Source organism: Romboutsia sp. 13368, from assembly GCF_018336475.1.
Classification (GTDB): Bacteria; Bacillota; Clostridia; order Peptostreptococcales; family Peptostreptococcaceae; genus Romboutsia.
On the sequence record NZ_CP048741.1, the window covers coordinates 881,754 to 882,632 of the forward strand.

Genomic DNA, 879 nt, shown 5'->3' on the forward strand with positions numbered 1-879 from the left:
ATTAAAGCATATACAAAACATTGACATATWAATGTATAGTAATTTATTATTTAAAGTGAATAAATGCAAGGAAACGGAGTATGAAGTTTTTTACACCTAAGGTAATAAAGAATATACTACTTATAGGATCATTTACATTTTCTATTTTTATTAGTGGTTGTTCCTCACTAGATACGAAAGTAGAGAATATATCGCAGTAAGTATCTAATATTCAAGACACATAAGGTTTCTAATTTAAATTAAAATTAGAAACCTTTTTATTTATGATTGTTACAAATTTTTACAGTATTAATAACAATTGAAAGCATAAAATAATCTCATACTAAATGAAGATTAGGAGCTATGAGAATGAAAGGAAAAACAAAGTTTAGTATTTTAAGAAATCATAAAAAAGATATAAAAGAGTCTGTTGAAAGAGAAAAGATAAAAACAGATTTTATATTTACAATTTCTCATGAACTTAGAACTCCACTAAATATAATAACTAATTCAAGTAAATTAATTAAATCAAAGATAAATAAAAGTGAATATGAAAAAGAATTATTTTTAGAGCAGATTAATTTAATCGAAAAAAATTCTAATAGAGTTCTTAGATTGGCTAATAACTTAATTGATGTAAGTAAAATCGAAAGTGGATTTTTAGATGTAAGCTTTAAAAATCAAAATATTGTAGAGGTAGTTGAAGATACTGTAATGTCAGCTATTGATGTATCTAAATCTTATGGAATAGAACTTATATTTGATACAGAAGAAGAAGAAATAATTACAGCTATAGATAGAAATCAAATTGAAAAAATTATATTAAATCTTATTTCAAATTCCATTAAGTTTACAGATTACGGTGGACATATATATGTATCTATAGAAAAAGATGAAGAR

Annotated in this window: 1 protein-coding gene; it reads left to right on the top strand. The window is 23.0% G+C overall.

Translation table 11 applies throughout. From position 1 onward, the window contains the following. Nucleotides 1-348: 348 nt before the first annotated feature. A partial coding sequence (locus tag G3997_RS03550; RefSeq protein ID WP_296649324.1) for a sensor histidine kinase occupies nt 349-879 on the top strand: 531 nt, incomplete at its 3' end.